Here is a 14,896-nt window from a genome sequence, read left to right on the forward strand (position 1 = left end):
GGTCATGCTGTCAGCGAACCGAGGCGCGAGCTTTACTGTTGGCGGCGTGAACAGGCGGATTTCTACGCTCGTGGTCGCTCTGGTGCCGATCATCGTGTTCGTCGTGCTGGTGTCGGTGGTGACCGTGCCGTTCGTCTCGTTGGGTCCCGGCCCGACGTTCGACACGCTCGGTGAGGTCGACGGCAAGAAGGTCGTCGACATCAAGGGTGACGTCAAGGTGCATCCGACGTCGGGGCACCTCAACATGACGACGGTGTCGCAGAGCGACGGGCTGACGCTGGGCCAGGCGCTGGCGCTGTGGATGTCGGGCCGCGAGCAGCTGGTGCCGCGCGACCTGGTCTATCCACCGGACAAGTCCAAGGAGCAGGTCGACAAGGCCAACAACGCCGACTTCAAGAACTCCGAGGAAGACGCCGAGTACGCGGCGCTGAGCTACCTGAAGTACCCGAAGGCGGTGACGGTCCAGGCCGTCGCCGATCCCGGGCCGTCGGCCGGTCAGTTGCGCCCGGGCGACGCCATCGACATGGTCAACGGCATCCCGGTGGCCAACGTCGAGGAGTTCACCTCGCTGCTGAAGAAGACCAAGCCAGGGGACCACGTCGTGCTCGACTACCGGCGCAAGAACGCCGGGATCGGCGTCACGACCATCACTTTGGGTTCCAACAAGGACCGGGACTACGGCTACCTCGGCACGACGGTGCTCAACGCGCCGTGGGCGCCGTTCGCCATCGACTTCAACCTGGCCAACATCGGTGGCCCGTCGGCCGGCCTGATGTTCAGCCTGGCCGTGGTGGACAAGCTGACCGACGGAAACCTCAACGGCGGCAAGTTCGTTGCCGGTACCGGCACCATCGGCGACGACGGCAAGGTGGGCCCGATCGGCGGCATCACGCACAAGATGCTGGCCGCGCGCGAGGCCGGCGCGACGGTGTTCATGGTGCCCGCCGAGAACTGCGCCGAAGCGGTGTCGGCCCACCTCGACGGGCTCAGCTTGATCAAGGTCGAGAACCTCACCGGCGCGGTCGACGCGCTGCACGCCGTGTCCGCTGGTGGCGAACCTCCCCGCTGCTGAGCGTGCGATCACCGCTGGTTGCGTAGAGTTCATATCGCAAGCTGGTTCAACAGACTGGAGCTGACGAGTGGGGATGCGGCCTGCGGCGAGGATGCCGAAGCTGACGCGACGAAGCCGGATCCTGGTCGGGATCGCGTTGCTGATCGTCGGTTTGTTGATGGTCGGCCCGCGACTGGTCGACGCCTACGTGGACTGGCTGTGGTTCGGTGAGGTCGGTTTCCGTTCGGTATTCAGCACCGTCCTGGTGACGCGACTGGTGGTCTTCCTGGTGGCCGGCGTCTTCATCGGCGCCGTGGCGTTCGGTGGAATGGCACTTGCGTACCGGTCGCGACCGGTGTTCGTGCCGGCGTCCGGGCCCAACGATCCGGTGGCCCGCTACCGCGCCACCGTCCTGTCGCGGTTGCGACTGTTCGCCATCGGGGTCCCGGCCTTCATCGGGCTGCTGGCCGGATTCGTGGCGCAGACCTACTGGGTGCGGGTGCAGCTGTTCCTGCACGGCGGCTCGTTCGGCATCACCGATCCCGAATTCGGCAAGGACCTGGGCTTCTACGCCTTCGACCTGCCATTCTACCGGCTCGTGCTCGGCTATCTGTTCGTCGGCGTCTTCCTGATGCTGGTCGGGAACCTGTTGGGCCACTACGTGTTCGGTGGCATCCGCCTGTCGGGCCGCCAGGGCGCACTCAGCCGCGCGGCGCGCATGCAACTGGTGTCGCTGGTGGGAATCCTGGTGCTGCTCAAGGCCGTTGCCTACTGGTTCGACCGCTACGAGCTGCTCAGCCACACCCGTGCCGGCAAGCCGTTCACCGGCGCCGGCTACACCGACATCAACGCGGTGCTGCCGGCGAAGCTGATCCTGCTGGCGATCGCGGTGATCTGCGCGGTGGCCGTGTTCTCGGCGCTGGTACTGCGCGACTTGCGGATTCCGGCGATCGGCTTGGTGCTGCTGCTGCTCAGCTCGGTGATCGTCGGGGCCGGCTGGCCCATGCTGGTCGAGCAGTTCAGCGTCAAACCCAATGCGGCGCAGAAGGAACGCGACTACATCAGTCGCAGCATCACGGCGACGCGCGATGCGTACGGGTTGACCGGTGATGCGGTGACCTACCGTGACTACAGCGGCAACGCGCCCGCCACGGCCGAGCAGGTGGCGGCCGACCGGGCGACGACGTCGAACATCCGGCTGCTCGACCCGACCATCGTCGGGCCGGCCTTCACGCAGTTCCAGCAGGGCAAGAACTTCTACAGCTTCCCGGACCAGCTGTCCATCGACCGCTACAACGGACCCGACGGCAAGCTGCGTGACTTCGTCGTGGCGGCACGGGAATTGAACCCCGACCGGTTGATCGACAACCAGCGCGACTGGATCAACAAGCACTCGGTCTACACCCACGGCAACGGTTTCATCGCCTCGCCCGCCAACACCGTGCGCGGGATCGCCAACGATCCCAACCAGAACGGCGGTTACCCGGAGTTCCTGGCCAGCGTGGTCGGCGCCAACGGCGCGGCCGTCTCACCCGGTCCGGCGCCGCTGGATCAGCCTCGGGTGTACTTCGGCCCGGTGATCGCCAGCGCGCCCTCGGATTACGCGATCGTCGGCAAGAACGGCGCCGACCGCGAGTACGACTACGAGACCAACACCGAGACCAAGAACTACACCTACGGCGGTACCGGCGGTGTGGACATCGGCAACTGGCTGGCCCGGTCGGTCTTCGCCGCGAAGTTCGCCGAGCGGAACTTCTTGTTCTCCAGCGTGATCGGGCCGAACAGCAAGATCCTGTTCAACCGCGATCCGGCCCATCGGGTTGAGGCGGTGGCGCCGTGGCTGACCACCGATTCGACGGTCTACCCGGCCATCGTCAACAAGCGCATGGTGTGGATCGTCGACGGCTACACCACCCTGGACAACTACCCGTACTCGGAGCTGACGTCGCTGTCGAGCGCGACCGCCGACTCGAATGAGGTTGCGGTCAACCGGATGTTGCCGGACAAGCAGGTGTCCTACATCCGAAACTCGGTGAAGGCCACCGTCGACGCTTACGACGGCACCGTCACCCTGTACGAGCAGGACGAGCACGACCCGGTGCTGCAGGCGTGGATGAAGGTGTTCCCGGACACCGTGAAGCCGAAGTCCGACATCTCCAAGGAACTCGCCGAACACCTGCGCTACCCCGAGGACCTGTTCAAGGTCCAGCGCATGCTGCTGGCCAAGTACCACGTCAACGACCCGGTGACGTTCTTCTCGACGTCGGACTTCTGGGACGTGCCGCTCGATCCGAACCCGACGGCCAGCAGCTTCCAGCCGCCGTACTACATCGTCGCGAAAGACCTTGCCACGGGCGGTGATTCGTCGTCGTTCCAGCTGACCTCGGCGATGAACCGGTTCCGCCGGGACTTCCTGGCCGCGTACATCAGCGCCAGTTCCGATCCGGCCACGTACGGCAAGATCACGGTGCTGACCATCCCGGGCCAGGTGAACGGCCCCAAGCTGGCGTTCAACGCGATCAGTACCGACACCGCCGTCAGTCAGGACCTGGGCGTCATCGGCCGGGACAACCAGAACCGGATCCGGTGGGGCAACCTCTTGACGCTGCCGGTCGGGCAGGGTGGGTTGCTCTATGTCGCACCGGTTTACGCCTCGCCGGGCGCCAGCGACGCGGCCTCGTCGTACCCGCGACTGATCCGCGTGGCGATGATGTACAACGACAAGGTCGGCTACGGCCCGACGGTCCGTGACGCCCTCAACGGCATCTTCGGCCCCGGTGCCGGCGCCACCGCGACCGGTCCGGCCCCGACCGATGTGCCGGCCGGTACGCCGCCTCCTGCGGCCGTTCCGGGGGCCGTCCAGCCGCCGGCCGCGGGACCGCAGCCCCCGCCGGTGGCAGTGCAGTCTCCTGGCGTGCCGCTCACGCTGTCGCCCGCGAAAGCTGCTGCCCTGCAAGATGTCAACGCGGCCCTCGACGGCATGCGTGCGGCCCAGCAGAGCGGCAATTTCGCCCAGTACGGCGCGGCGCTGCAGAAGCTCGACGACGCCATGGCCAAGTACCGCGACGCCAAGTAATCCAGTTCACAAAACTGCCCAACTCCTCCGGGAGCTGGGCAGTTTTGTGTTCGGCGGCGTTCGGCATCCGGTCCCAAAAACCCTGTCTGACCACACGATTTGGTTCATTCGGCAGCGTTGGGTAACGTTGTATTCACCGACGCGGGGTGGAGCAGCTCGGTAGCTCGCTGGGCTCATAACCCAGAGGTCGCAGGTTCGAATCCTGTCCCCGCTACTAGCGAGAAGGCCCCCGGAGATTTCTCCGGGGGCCTTCTTCATATACGGGTGAATGCGGTTCGCAGAGCGCGCATGTGGGGTCCAAGTCCTGAGAGTGGCTGTGCCGCAGCGGTGCAGCCCGCAAAGATGGCCAGTGGATCAGCCGGCTAGCTCGATCGTCCCTCCCGGGATCGCGTCGATCAACATTCGGGTGTAGTCGGACGTCGGGTTCTGGTACACCGCGTCGGTAGGCCCGGAGTCCACCACTTCGCCGCGGGACATCACGATCACGTCGTGGGCGATCTCCTTGACCACCGCCAGATCGTGGGTGATGAACAGATAGCTCAGGCCGAGCTCGTTCTGTAGGTCGCGCAGTAGCGTGAGGATCTGCGCCTGTACCAGGACGTCCAGCGCCGACACTGCTTCGTCGCACACCACCACCTCCGGATTGAGGGCGAGCGCGCGGGCGATCGCGACGCGCTGCCGCTGACCGCCGGACAGCTCGTTGGGGAAGCGCTGCATGACCGACTGCGGTAACGCGACCAGGTCCAGTAGCTCCTTCACCCGGGCGGTGCGGGACGACTTGTCTCCGATGCCGTGGATGTTCAGCGGCTCGGCGATCGCCCGATAGATCGAGTACATGGGATCCATTGACCCGTAAGGGTTTTGGAACACCGGCTGCACTCGACGGCGGAACTCCTTCGCCGCGGCGCCGCGCAGCGAAGTGACGTCCTTGCCGTCGAAGTGCACCGTGCCCGAGGTCGCCTCCAACAGCCCGAGCACCATCCGCGCCACCGTCGACTTTCCCGAGCCGGACTCGCCGACCACCGCGGTGGTCGTCCCGCGCCGCAGGGTGAAACTGACATCGTTCACGGCGCGGAAAGTCGAGCCGCCGCGGAAGGGGACGGCACCGCGGATCGGGAAGTCCTTGACCAGGTTCGTCGCGACCACCACGTCCTGAGGACCGGACGAAGCGTGCTGGGAGGTGCCAACCTTGAGCGGCAGAGCCTGGTCGCCGATGAGCTCACCGCCTGTACGCCGGGAGGCCAACGAGGGCGCCGCGCGCACCAGCCGCTTGGTGTACTCGTGGTGCGGGTCCTGCAGGATCTGCAGGGCGGGTCCCGACTCGACCACCCGCCCCTTGTACATGACGACCAGGTGGCTGGCGCGTTCCGCGGCCAGACCGAGATCGTGCGTGATGAGCAGGACCGCCGTGCCGAGCTCGGTGGTCAATCCCTCGAGATGGTCGAGGATCTGCCGCTGCACGGTGACGTCAAGGGCCGAGGTCGGCTCGTCGGCGATCAGCAGCTTCGGCCGGCACGCCAGTCCGATCGCGATCAGTGCCCGCTGGCGCATGCCGCCCGAGTACTCGTGCGGGAACTGATTGACCCGCTTGTCGGCGTCGCGCATGCCGGCCTCGCTGAGCAGCGCGATGGCGCGTGTGCGCGCGTCGCCACGCTTCGCCGCACCATTGGCCTGCAGGGTTTCGCGGATCTGGAATCCGACGCGCCACACCGGGTTGAGGTTGGTGTTGGGGTCCTGCGGGACCAGCCCGATGCCGCTGCCGCGGATCTTCTCGAAGTCGCGGCGGGACGCGGCGGCCAGGTCCTGGCCGTCGAAAAGGATCTGACCACCGGTCACCGTGCCGGTCCCGGGCAGCAGGCCGAGCACCGCCGCGGCCGTGGTCGATTTGCCGGACCCGGACTCTCCGACGATGGCCACCGTTTGTCCCGGGTAGACGGTGAGGCTCGCGCCGCGCACCGCGGGCACCGACTTGCCCTGTACCCGGAACGCGACCTGCAGGTCTCGGATGTCCAGCAGCGGTGCCGCTCCGTCATTCACCGTCATCAGCGGGTCCTCGCCTTCGGGTCCAGCGCGTCGCGCAGTACGTCTCCGAGCATCATGAAGGTGAGCACGGTGATCGCCAGCGCCGCCGCGGGGTAGAACAGGATCGGCGTGCCCTCGCGGAGCAGCTGCTGGCCGGCCGCGATGTCGATGCCCCACGACACGGCCGTGGACGGTAGGCCGATGCCGAGATACGACAGGGTCGCCTCGGTGACGATGAAGATGCCGAGTGAGATGGTGCCGACGACGATCACCGGACCCAGCGCGTTGGGGATGACGTGAGTGAACAGCGTGCGAACCCGGGACGCCCCCAGCGACCGCGCCGCCGTGATGAACTCCTCGCCTCGGACCGCGATCGCGGCCGATCGGGCGATGCGCGCAATTTGCGGCCAGCTGAAGATCGCCAGCACGATCACCACAGTGAAGACGGTGCGGGAGGTGATCATCTGCATCGTGACCACCGCCGCCAGGATCAGCGGGATGCCGAAGAAGATGTCCGCCAGCCGTGCGATCACCGAGTCGATCCAGCCACCGAAAAATCCGGCCACGGTGCCGAGCAGCCCGCCGATCACGACCACGACCATCGTCGTCAGCACGCCCACCGCCACCGAAGCCCGGGCGCCGTAGATCGTTCGGGTGTAGATGTCGTATCCCTGCCGATCGGTCCCGAGCCAGTGCTCGGAGCTGGGCGGCAGCAGTGACTGCTCGAGTGAGCCGTAATGCGGGTCCTGACTGGTGAGCAGTCCGGGGAAGAGCACGACAACCACGATCAGCGCCAGCAGCACCATCGAAACGATGAACTGCGGCTTGGTGCGCAGCTCCAGCCACGCCGACTTCCAGAAGCCGGCGGGGTCCACATTGACGGCGACTGCGTCGACTGCGGCGACGCTGACCTCGTCGGGACCCGCGACGAAACGCTCCTGACCGGGGTACACGGTGGGTGCCGGGTTCTCAGGCATAGCGGATCCTCGGGTCGAGGGCGGCGTAGAGCAAGTCGACCACCACGTTGGACGCCAGGTAGATGAGCACGAGCACGGTGACGAATGACACGACGGTCGACGACTCGCCCCGGATCACCGCTTGATAGATGGTTCCGCCGACGCCTGGAATGTTGAAGATTCCCTCAGTGACGATCGCGCCGCCCATCAGCACCCCGAGGTCGGCGCCGAGAAACGTCACCACCGGGATCAGCGAGTTGCGGAGCACGTGCACGAGGATCACCCGCGGTCGGGACAAGCCCTTCGCCGTGGCGGTCCGCACGTAGTCCGCCGAGAGGTTCTCCGCGATCGACGAACGCGTCAGCCGGACGACATAGGCGAATGACACTGCACCGAGCACGAATCCGGGCAGCAGCAGGTGATAGACGTCGAGATGGCCGCCGACGGTGACGGGGACGAGCTGCCACCGCACCCCGAACAGGTACTGAGCCGCAAAGCCGATCACGAAAATCGGGACGGCGACGATGAGGAGCGTCACGATCAGGATCGTGCTGTCGAACCACCTGCCCTTGTTCAGACCCGCGAGTACGCCGAACGTCACACCGAACACCGCCTCGACGGCGATCGCGATGAGTGTGAGGTCGACCGTGACCGGGAAGGCGCGTTTCATCACGTCGAACACCGGCTGGCCCGAGAAGGACGTGCCGAAGTCCAACCGGAACACGCCGCTGATGTAGTGCCAGTACTGCAGGTAGAAGGGCTGATCCAGGTGATATTGCGCGCGCAGCGTTGCGATCAGCGCGGGCGACATGGGCTTGCCGCCGCCCAGCGCGGAGATCGGGTCGGCGGGCAGCAGGAAGACGAGCGCATAGATCAGGAACGTGGCGCCGAAGAACACGATCACCAGCTGTCCGACCCGGCTCAATCCGTATCTCAGCATCGGTTATCCCTTGGTGTTCTCGGTGACGTCGCCCTTGGTGATCTGGGTGAAATCGGCCAGACCGTTCCAGGTCAGCTGGGCCGTCACACCCGGCCCGACGCCGCCGGCCGCCGTGTAGTCCCACAGCGGGATCACCGGGAGATCGTGCAGCAGGATCGCCTGGGCCTGATTGACCAGCGCATACGACCGGTTCGGATCGAGCGCCCGTTCGGCCTCGACCAGTTTCGCGTCGAACGCCGGTGAGCTGTAGACGGGATCATTGGAGCCCGCGCCGGTCACGAACTGGGGCTGCAGGAACTCGATCATCGACGGATAGTCGCCCTGCCACCCGCTGCGGAATGCGGTGCGAATGGTCCGCTTGGTGATTTCGTCCCGGACCTGCTTGAACGTCGGCTGCGGAGCGCCGTGCGCGTCGATGCCGAGCGCGTTCTTCAACTGGTTCGACAACGCGTCCACCCACACCTGGTGATCGCCGTCGGAGTTGTACGCGATCTCGAACGATCCCGACCACGGCGCCATCGCGTCAGCCTGCGCCCACAGTTGCTTGGCTTTGACCGGGTCGAACTTCAGCACATCGTTGCCCGGGATGTTCGCGTCCCAGCCCGGTAATGACCGAGCGGTGAAGTCCTGCGCCGCGCCGCGGGCGCCGCGGAAGATCGCCTTGATGATCTCGGGCCGGTTGATCGCCATCGAAATCGCCGCGCGTCGCAGGCGACCTTCCTCGCCGCTGAAATGCGGCAGGTAGTAGGGGATTCCGAGCTGCAAGTTCTGGGCGGTCGGTTTGGTCAACGCCCGTTTCCCGAGCACCTTCTGATACGTGCCCAACGCACTCACCGGCACCGTGTCGAGCACGTCGAGGTTGCCGGACTCGAGGTCGGTGTACGCGGTGTCGAAGCTGCTGTAGAAGATGAAGCTCAGGCCACCGTTCTTCGGCTTGTCCGGACCCTGGTAATTCGGGTTGCGCACCACGTCGAGCTTCACGTTGTGCAGCCACGCGTCCGGGCCCTTCAGCATGTACGGGCCGTTCCCGACGGGATGCTCGCCGAATTCGGCCGCGCCCTCGGTGAAGAACACATCGGGCAACGGCTTGAAGGGCGTGAACCCGAGCCCCAGCTTGAAGTCGATGTTGGGGCTCGTGAGGCGCACCGTGAACGTGTAGTCGTCCACGACCTTCACGCCCGACATCTCGGTCAGCCGGGAGCCCTCGGCGGCGACGGCGTCGTATCCCTCGATCGGCGAGAAGAAACTCTGCTGCAGCTGTCCATTGACGGTCGCCGCACCGAAATTCCATGCGCGGACGTAGTTTTCGGCGCGCACCGGGGTGCCGTCGGTGAAGGTCCAGCCACGTCTGAGATGAACGGTGTAGTGCTGATTGTCGGCGGTGTCCACGGACTCCGCGTTCGCCAACACCGGCGTGCCGTCCGCGGTGTAGCTGTACAGCCCCGTGAACAACGAATCGACGATGCGACCGCCCATGTTCTCGTTGGTGTTGGTGGGCACCAGACCGTTCTGCGGTTCACCGCCGTTGACGGTGATGATCGCGTCCGGGCCGGTGCCGTAGTTGCCGCGCGCGCCTTCCAAGCTGCATGCCGACGCCGCGAGCAGCACGGCCGTCGCCACCATGCACAGTGACCTTGCTGCCCATCTCACTTCGGACCTCCGATCGCGGGCCTTCACATTCCCACAGCTCGATCCCGTCGGCCAGGCAGGAACGCCGGGTGTGAGCCTTCGTGCGCGAAGAGTTTTCGGAGCGGGCATTGAGCTCTCGTCCGGTAGCGGGCACTGGGCCGCGCTCCTGAAAGTTCATCTGCAACGACGCCACTTTCCGGCAGCACACCGATCCGCTATGGGCAAGCTGCGGTTCGCAGAGCTGACATGCAACCCTGCATCTAGTCTTGCGAGAACGTCTGCTTGATCGTTGCTGGCGTTACCGGCTAGGAGGGCGGTCGTGTCGCAGGACTGGTTGCTGGCGGTGAACCTGGGTTCATTCGCGATGGCCGGCATCGGGCTGCTCTTCGTCGTTCTCTGGAGTATTGACCGCGACCGAATCAGCGCTGTGGTGTTTGCCGGGTCCATCGGCTGCTATATCGCAGGGACAGTTGCGTTGTCGTTGGGTCTTGCGGCCGCACCGGCCTCCACCATCCATGGAGTCACGTTCCCTGTCGCGATGCTCCTGCTGGCAGATGGTCTGCTGCGGCGGGTCGGGGATCGGCTGCCTCGCGCGGTAGCTCTCGCCTATCTGGTCCCGATGGTCGTGATCGTCTGGTTCTTTGCCTACGTCTCACCGCTCTTGGTCGGGCGGGTTGTCAGTCAGAACTTCTTGACCGCGCTGTTGATGTTCGCGGTCGTCCGTCGGCTCTGGGAACGACTGCCGAGAACGGGACCGAACTGGGCCGCACTCGCCGCGACAGCGGTGTTCGGTGTCGCTCTGGCTATTGCCGTGATCGTGGCGCCGTTCTCGCCGATTCCGCGTGAGCTCGTGACACAGGCCGACCTCGACATCTATATGAGGACCGGTCTCGAGTTGTGCCTCATCGTCTCCAGCACGATTGTCCTGCCGAGTCTCATGGTCACGATGCTCGCGGTGACGGTCATCGACATCGCGCGGGAGTTGCGGTCCCAGCGCGACTGCGACGAGCTGACCGGTCTGCTCAACCGCCGCGGCTTCAATCGCCGCGCGGAGGCACTGCTCAGAACTGTCGACTGCGCCACGTAGATCGTCGCGGACATCGACCATTTCAAGGCAGTCAACGACACCGCGGGTCATTCCGGCGGCGACAAGGTATTGATCGCATTCGCGCGGGTCCTGATCGATGCGGTGGGAGACGGGCAGCCCGTCGGCCGCATCGGTGGTGAAGAATTCGCCGTCCTTCTCGCGGGCACCGGATTGGATGCGGCGGTTGCCTGTGCAGAGAATATTCGGACCAGGGTATCCGCGCAGACTGTCGACCTCAGTGGCGGTATCGCCAGTTTTACGGCCAGTTTCGGGATAGCGTCCGGCGCCGCGCAGTCGCAGCTGACGCACTTGGTGGAGTCGGCGGACAAAGCGCTCTATAAGGCGAAAGCCGCGGGCCGAAACCAGGTATCTGTCGGCTACTGACATCGTCCGCCGCGAAGTATTGCCCCGAGACCGGGCCACCGCGTGCCACGATGGAGACAGGGCAAACGATCGAGCGGTGTACCGATGAACGGTGGCGACAGGGCGTTGGGGCGTGTGGTCGCGCTGATCGTGCTGCTGTTCGTAATGTCCCTGGCGCTGCGCGGGTACTTGCCCGGCAGCGGTCACCCACACTCCGACAAGCCGGTAAGCAGCACCGCGAGCCAGGTGGGCATCGACACCCTGCTGGTCGTCTCGGTGCTCATCGTCGCGATCGCCTTCATCGCGTCGCTCCGGCGTCCCAGGACGGCCGCCGCGTCGGCGGCCTTCCAGCTGCCGGGATCGTTCGACGGCAAGCTTGAATGGCAGTCCGTCCGCCGCCTGCTGCTGATCGGCGGCGGCGCATTTCTGGCGTGGCTGGCAATCCTCCTCATGTTGTCACATCTGCAGCTGTTGCAACTCCCCGTTCTGCCCTTCTCGGAACCGCCGCAGAACAGCGCGCCGATCAGCGCGGTGCCATCGCCGCCGCCGTCGCCGGCACCGACACAGCCGCCGACAGCGCCGCGGCAGCAGGAGTCCAGCGTCTTCGGTTACCTGCTCGCCGCCACCGTGGTGATGCTGCTGCTGTGGGCTGTCGGTGGTGCCATGGTGCGCAGGAGCCGGCGCGGTCCCGAACCGCTGCTGCCGGTCGCTGACGGCCCGGAATCGATGGTCGGGGAGTCGACCCCGGAATCCCTCACGCGCGCGGCGGAATTCGGTCTTGCCGAAATCGGTGACCGCAGCCGTGGTCCACGCGAGTCGATCATCGCCTGCTACGCCGCAATGGAGCGGGCTCTCGCGGACGCACCCGGCGCCGCGCCGCAGGACTCGGACACGCCGTCTGAAGTACTCGCCCGGGCCGTCGAACACCACGCACTGCACGCGGGCAGCGCGACCGAGCTGGTCGCCTTGTTCGCCGAGGCGCGTTTCAGCCCGCACGTCATGACCGAGCACCATCGAGAGATCGCCGCCGGGGCGCTGCTCCGGGTGCTCGACGAGTTGCGCAGTCTGACATGAAAAGGCTTGTGATCGTTGGGGTTACGCTGGTGATAGGAACGGAACTGCTCATCCTGCTCCTCGGAGATCGCGGCGCAGTCGGGTGGGTTTCCGCGGTGGCGGCGGTGCTCGTGCTGTTGGCTGTCCGGCGCCGGCTCGTCGACCGCGGACCGAGATTCGTCGAGCCGGCCATCAACGACGCGGAAGCATCGTTGCGGGACTGGATCGTTCGCACCGAAACGCTGATCCAGTGGTCGGAGACGACGCGCGGCGACTGGGATCACCACCTGCGGCCCACGTTGGCGCGGGAGTTCTTCATGGCCACCGGCCCGCAGCAGGCCAAAGACCCGGCCGCGATGCAGGCCACCGGCCGGATGGTGTTCGGGGATCAATTGTGGCAGTGGGTGGATCCGCACGACGTCCGTCGGTCCAGCCGTGACGAGCCCGGGCCGGGCCGGGCCACGCTCGATGAAATCCTGCACCGATTGGAGCGGCTATGACGATGCCGGCGGAGCTGACGACAGCTCACTCCGAGGCGGTGCTCGACGAGATCGAGCGCGTGGTGGTGGGCAAGCGTGCCGCGCTGACGCTCATCCTGACCGCCGTGCTCGGGGGTGGCCATGTGCTCATCGAGGACCTCCCGGGGCTGGGGAAGACGTTGATAGCCAAGTCTTTTGCCCGAGCGCTGGGCTTGTCGTTCACCCGTGTGCAGTTCACCCCGGACCTGCTGCCCGCCGATCTGCTCGGCTCGACCATCTACGACATGCAGTCCGGCCGGTTCGAGTTCCGGCGCGGCCCGATCTTCACCAACCTGCTGCTGGGCGACGAGATCAACCGGACGCCGCCCAAGACCCAGGCCGCACTGCTGGAGGCCATGGCCGAAAGGCAGGTGAGCATCGACGGCGAAACCCACCGGCTGCCGGCGCCATTCATCGTTCTCGCCACGGACAACCCCATCGAGTACGAGGGCACCTATCCGCTGCCGGAGGCCCAGCTCGACAGGTTCGCGGTCAGAGTCGAACTGAAGTACCTGTCAGGTGCGGACGAAACGGTGATGCTGCGACGCCGTCTCGAACGCGGTTCGGCCGAACCGACAGTGAATCAGATTGTCGATGCTCACGATCTGCTCGCCATGCGCGAGTCGGTCGAGCAGGTGACGGTGCACGACGACGTCCTGCACTACGTGGTGTCACTGGCGGCGGCCAGTCGCAGCCACCCGCAGGTGGTCGTCGGAGCCAGCCCCCGGGCCGAACTCGATCTGGTTCAGCTGGCGCGGGCGCGCGCCCTGCTGTTCGGCCGGGACTACGTGATCCCAGAGGACGTCAAAGCGCTTGCGATCCCGGTGATTTCGCACCGGATCAGCCTCAAACCGGAGATGTGGGTACGCAGCGTCCACGGCAGCGACATCGTGGCACAGTTGCTGCAACGCCTGCCCGTGCCGCGGACCCGTGGTGGGCCGTCGTGACGACGGCGACCGAACCACGCGAAGTCGAATTACGTTGGCGTGCCTCGTCACTCACGAAGGCTATCGCCACCTGCGCCGGCATCGCCCTCGCCGCGGCCGTGCTGTTCGGCCGGTGGCAGCTCGTCGCCTTCGCCGCGCCCTTGCTTGGTGTGCTGTGCTCGATCAGTTGGCAGCGCCCGTCCGTCAAGGTGTACGTACACGGGCGGCCCGGCCTGACGCGGTGCTTCGAGACCGACGAGACGCAGCTGACGGTGTGGGTGACGACGGACGCGCCGACTGTCGCGGCCGAGGTGACGGTGTCCGTCGAATCAGGAATGGACGTCGAGGTTCTCGACGGCAGCGCCGGGTCGTTGAAGACTGTCGCGGTGCGGGCCGAGCGCTGGGGCAGGTATCCGATTCAGGCCCGGGTCGACGCCGTGGCGGGCGGGGGACTGCTGGCCGGGACCGGCACCGTCGAAGCCGCCGAAGTGTTCGTATTTCCCGTCGCGCCGCCTCAATCGACACCGATACCGCGCATCGAATTGCCCGACCGGCTCGGCACGCACCTCACCCGTCACGTCGGACCGGGCGTCGAGTACGCGGACGTCCGTGCCTACCTTCCCGGCGACCAGCTGCGCACCATCAACTGGCCGGTGAGCGCGCGCCGGGGCCGGCTTCATGTCACCGAACGGTTGACCCACCGTGCCGCCGACGTGGTCGTGCTCATCGACACCAGCCTGCAGCCTTTCGGCCCGGCCTCCGCCGCGATGGAGCGGGTCGTGCTCGGCGCCGCGCAGGTGGTGCAGAGCGCGCTGCGGAACGGTGACCGTGCCGGCATCGTCGCGCTCGGTAGCGCTCGGCCGCGGTGGATCGGTGCGGACATCGGCCAGCGCCAGTTCTACCGCGTGCTCGATGCGGCGCTGTGTGTGGGGAGCGAATACGAAATCAGCACAGGCACATTGGCGCCGCGCGTGGCCGTGCCGCCGGGCGCGATCGTGTTCGCGTTCTCGACGTTGCTCGACACCGCGTTCGCACTGGCGCTCACCGAATTGCGGAACCGCCGGCACACCGTCGTTGCGGTCGATGTGCTGGAAGGATCCCCGTTCGATGCCGAGCAGGACTCGACGCTGTCCCGAATGTGGGCGTTGCAGCGCCACGCGATGTACCGCGACATGGGGATCGTCGGTGTCGACGTCGTGCCTTGGCCGTCGAGTGTCACCCTCGACCAGGCGCTGCGGTTGATGCCGGTACGCCGACGGGCTGTGCGGCGGTGAC

12 protein-coding genes and 1 tRNA gene are annotated in these 14,896 nt (G+C 66.2%); 9 read left to right on the forward strand and 4 right to left on the reverse strand.

The features are described 5' to 3' along the window. The first annotated feature begins 46 nt into the window (after positions 1–46). From G6N46_RS27380 to G6N46_RS27390, 3 genes are all read left to right on the forward strand, one after another. Positions 47–1,072: a YlbL family protein gene (locus G6N46_RS27380; protein WP_163693059.1), complete on the forward strand. Its 1,026-nt coding sequence runs from the start codon at positions 47–49 to the stop codon at positions 1,070–1,072. Positions 1,073–1,139: 67 nt separating this feature from the next. Then, positions 1,140–4,127, forward strand: coding sequence for a UPF0182 family protein (locus tag G6N46_RS27385; RefSeq protein WP_138250019.1), 2,988 nt, complete (start codon positions 1,140–1,142; stop codon positions 4,125–4,127). A 140-nt stretch (positions 4,128–4,267) separates the two neighbouring features. Further along, positions 4,268–4,341 (forward strand) — tRNA-Met (locus G6N46_RS27390). Between the two features lie 140 nt (positions 4,342–4,481). Here the strand turns inward: G6N46_RS27390 and G6N46_RS27395 are convergent. From G6N46_RS27395 to G6N46_RS27410, 4 genes are read right to left on the reverse strand one after another with little or no spacing between them, the layout of a single operon-like run. Beyond that, complete coding sequence (locus G6N46_RS27395) at positions 4,482–6,170, reverse strand: dipeptide ABC transporter ATP-binding protein (RefSeq protein ID WP_138250018.1); 1,689 nt, start codon at positions 6,168–6,170, stop codon at positions 4,482–4,484. Continuing rightward, complete coding sequence (locus G6N46_RS27400) at positions 6,170–7,126, reverse strand: ABC transporter permease (protein WP_138250017.1); 957 nt, start codon at positions 7,124–7,126, stop codon at positions 6,170–6,172. Before G6N46_RS27400 ends, G6N46_RS27395 begins: the two co-directional genes overlap by 1 nt. After that, on the reverse strand, positions 7,119–8,045 hold the full coding sequence (locus G6N46_RS27405) for an ABC transporter permease (RefSeq protein ID WP_138250016.1): 927 nt from the start codon (positions 8,043–8,045) through the stop codon (positions 7,119–7,121). Before G6N46_RS27405 ends, G6N46_RS27400 begins: the two co-directional genes overlap by 8 nt. A gap of 3 nt (positions 8,046–8,048) precedes the next feature. After that, on the reverse strand, positions 8,049–9,668 hold the full coding sequence (locus G6N46_RS27410) for a peptide ABC transporter substrate-binding protein (protein ID WP_167526443.1): 1,620 nt from the start codon (positions 9,666–9,668) through the stop codon (positions 8,049–8,051). 325 nt (positions 9,669–9,993) lie between these two features. Here G6N46_RS27410 and G6N46_RS27415 point away from each other — a divergent pair, with 325 nt between their 5' ends. The 6 genes from G6N46_RS27415 to G6N46_RS27440 all read left to right on the forward strand — a co-directional run bounded on the left by G6N46_RS27415 (position 9,994) and on the right by G6N46_RS27440 (position 14,895). Next, the gene (locus G6N46_RS27415; protein ID WP_138250015.1) at positions 9,994–10,761 is read left to right on the forward strand and encodes a hypothetical protein; all 768 of its coding nucleotides are present in this window, start codon (positions 9,994–9,996) and stop codon (positions 10,759–10,761) included. A gap of 12 nt (positions 10,762–10,773) precedes the next feature. Beyond that, a complete protein-coding gene (locus tag G6N46_RS27420) occupies positions 10,774–11,145 on the forward strand; it encodes a GGDEF domain-containing protein (protein WP_234880731.1) in 372 nt (123 codons plus the stop codon). Between the two features lie 84 nt (positions 11,146–11,229). Beyond that, positions 11,230–12,198, forward strand: coding sequence for a DUF4129 domain-containing protein (locus G6N46_RS27425; protein WP_138250013.1), 969 nt, complete (start codon positions 11,230–11,232; stop codon positions 12,196–12,198). Continuing rightward, a complete protein-coding gene (locus G6N46_RS27430) occupies positions 12,195–12,677 on the forward strand; it encodes a hypothetical protein (RefSeq protein ID WP_138250012.1) in 483 nt (160 codons plus the stop codon). The genes G6N46_RS27425 and G6N46_RS27430 overlap by 4 nt, the downstream gene beginning before the upstream one ends. Continuing rightward, positions 12,674–13,642: an AAA family ATPase gene (locus G6N46_RS27435; protein ID WP_138250011.1), complete on the forward strand. Its 969-nt coding sequence runs from the start codon at positions 12,674–12,676 to the stop codon at positions 13,640–13,642. Before G6N46_RS27430 ends, G6N46_RS27435 begins: the two co-directional genes overlap by 4 nt. Then, positions 13,639–14,895 carry a DUF58 domain-containing protein gene (locus G6N46_RS27440; protein ID WP_138250010.1) on the forward strand — a complete coding sequence of 419 codons (1,257 nt, stop codon included), beginning with the start codon at positions 13,639–13,641 and terminating at the stop codon, positions 14,893–14,895. Before G6N46_RS27435 ends, G6N46_RS27440 begins: the two co-directional genes overlap by 4 nt. The last annotated feature ends 1 nt before the right edge of the window (position 14,896 follow it).

The organism is Mycolicibacterium phocaicum (assembly GCF_010731115.1).
Taxonomy (GTDB): domain Bacteria; phylum Actinomycetota; class Actinomycetes; order Mycobacteriales; family Mycobacteriaceae; genus Mycobacterium; species Mycobacterium phocaicum.